Source organism: Paenibacillus sp. 10L310 (assembly GCF_056395745.1).
Window position 1 is genome coordinate 1 of the sequence record NZ_JBFTKC010000041.1, and the last position, 2,934, is coordinate 2,934.

Below are 2,934 nucleotides of genomic sequence, written 5' to 3' on the forward strand. Positions count from 1 at the left end.
GGTTAAGCTACTAAGAGCACACGGAGGATGCCTAGGCGCTAGGAGCCGATGAAGGACGTGGCGAACAACGAAACTGCCTCGGGGAGCTGTAAGCAAGCTTTGATCCGGGGGTGTCCGAATGGGGAAACCCAGCTGGGGTAATTTCCAGTTACTCAYAACTGAATACATAGGTTRTGYAGAGGCATACCAGGGGAACTGAAACATCTAAGTACCCTGAGGAAGAGAAAACAATAGTGATTCCGTCAGTAGCGGCGAGCGAACGCGGAGAAGCCCAAACCARAGAGCTTGCTCTTTGGGGTTGTGGGACGTCTCACATGGAGTTACAAAGGAACCGGTTAAGCGAAGAGGTCTGGAAAGGCCCGCCAAAGAAGGTAAAAGCCCTGTAGTTGAAAGTYKGTTCCCTCCGAGACGGATCCCGAGTAGTGCGGGGCACGTGAAACCCCGTATGAATCCGGCAGGACCATCTGCCAAGGCTAAATACTTCCTAGCGACCGATAGTGAAGCAGTACCGTGAGGGAAAGGTGAAAAGCACCCCGGAAGGGGAGTGAAATAGAACCTGAAACCGTGTGCTTACAAAAAGTCAGAGCCCGTTTTAGGGGTGATGGCGTGCCTTTTGTAGAATGAACCGGCGAGTTACGTTCCCGTGCAAGGTTAAGGTGAAGAGCCGGAGCCGCAGCGAAAGCGAGTCTGAATAGGGCGACWTAGTACGTGGACGTAGACCCGAAACCGGGTGATCTACCCCTGTCCAGGGTGAAGGTGCGGTAACACGCACTGGAGGCCCGAACCCACGCATGTTGAAAAATGCGGGGATGAGGTGGGGGTAGCGGAGAAATTCCAATCGAACTCGGAGATAGCTGGTTCTCCCCGAAATAGCTTTAGGGCTAGCCTCGGAAAACAGAGTCGTGGAGGTAGAGCACTGATTGGGTGCGGGGCCCGCAAGGGTTACCAAGCTCAGTCAAACTCCGAATGCCATAGACTTACTTCCGGGAGTCAGACAGTGAGTGCTAAGATCCATTGTCAAAAGGGAAACAGCCCAGACCATCAGCTAAGGTCCCCAAGTGTGTGTTAAGTGGGAAAGGATGTGGAGTTGCACAGACAACCAGGATGTTGGCTTAGAAGCAGCCATCATTGAAAGAGTGCGTAATAGCTCACTGGTCGAGTGACTCTGCGCCGAAAATGTAACGGGGCTAAACACACCACCGAAGCTATGGCTTGATGCTTTGCATCAGGGGTAGGGGAGCGTTGTATAAGGGTTGAAGGTGTACCGTAAGGAGCGCTGGACATTATACAAGTGAGAATGCCGGTATGAGTAACGAAAAGATCAGTGAGAATCTGATCCGCCGAAAGCCTAAGGGTTCCTGAGGAAGGCTCGTCCGCTCAGGGTAAGTCGGGACCTAAGGCGAGGCCGAAAGGCGTAGTCGAAGGACAACAGGTCGAAATTCCTGTACCACCGTAAGCCGTTATGAGCAATGGGGGGACGCAGTAGGGTAGTGACGCGGACTGATGGATGTCCGTCTAAGCAGTRAGGCTGATGTGTAGGCAAATCCGCACATTGTAAGGCTGAGCTGTGATGGGGAGCGAAAATTATAGTAGCGAAGGTCATGATCTCACACTGCCAAGAAAAGCCTCTAGCCAGGTGATGGTGCCCGTACCGCAAACCGACACAGGTAGGCGAGAAGAGTATTCTAAGGCGCGCGGAAGAACTCTCGTTAAGGAACTCGGCAAAATGACCCCGTAACTTCGGGAGAAGGGGTGCCCCGGTAGTGTGAATAGCACGAGGGGGCCGCAGTGAAAAGGCCCAAGCGACTGTTTAGCAAAAACACAGGTCTGTGCGAAGCCGTAAGGCGAAGTATACGGGCTGACGCCTGCCCGGTGCTGGAAGGTTAAGGGGAGTGGTTAGGAGCAATCCGAAGCTGTGAACCGAAGCCCCAGTAAACGGCGGCCGTAACTATAACGGTCCTAAGGTAGCGAAATTCCTTGTCAGGTAAATTCTGACCCGCACGAATGGCGTAACGACTTGGGCGCTGTCTCAACGAGAGATCCGGTGAAATTTTAATACCTGTGAAGATGCAGGTTACCCGCGACAAGACGGAAAGACCCCATGGAGCTTTACTGCAGCTTGATATTGAATTTGGGTACGATCTGTACAGGATAGGTGGGAGCCTTTGAARYRTGAGCGCCAGCTTGYRTGGAGGCAACGTTGGGATACCACCCTGATCGTATCTAGGTTCTAACCTGGTACCGTAATCCGGTGCGGGGACAGTGTCAGGTGGGCAGTTTGACTGGGGCGGTCGCCTCCTAAAGAGTAACGGAGGCGCCCAAAGGTTCCCTCAGAATGGTTGGAAATCATTCGAAGAGTGCAAAGGCATAAGGGAGCTTGACTGCGAGACCTACAAGTCGAGCAGGGACGAAAGTCGGGCTTAGTGATCCGGTGGTACCGCATGGAAGGGCCATCGCTCAACGGATAAAAGCTACCCTGGGGATAACAGGCTTATCTCCCCCAAGAGTCCACATCGACGGGGAGGTTTGGCACCTCGATGTCGGCTCATCGCATCCTGGGGCTGAAGTAGGTCCCAAGGGTTGGGCTGTTCGCCCATTAAAGCGGTACGCGAGCTGGGTTCAGAACGTCGTGAGACAGTTCGGTCCCTATCTGTCGTGGGCGTAGGAAATTTGAGAGGAGCTGTCCTTAGTACGAGAGGACCGGGATGGACGTACCGCTGGTGTACCAGTTGTTCCGCCAGGAGCACCGCTGGGTAGCTATGTACGGACGGGATAAACGCTGAAAGCATCTAAGCGTGAAGCCCCCCTCAAGATGAGATTTCCCAGTATGTAAGACCCCTTGAAGACGACGAGGTAGATAGGCTGGGGGTGGAAGTGCAGCAATGCATGGAGCTGACCAGTACTAATCGGTCGAGGGCTTATCCAATAGCAAGT

At 53.5% G+C, this 2,934-nt stretch carries 1 rRNA gene; it reads left to right on the top strand.

The features are described from left to right. Window positions 1-2,926, top strand: a 23S ribosomal RNA gene (locus tag AC1DE7_RS31540). Window positions 2,927-2,934 lie beyond the last annotated feature (8 nt).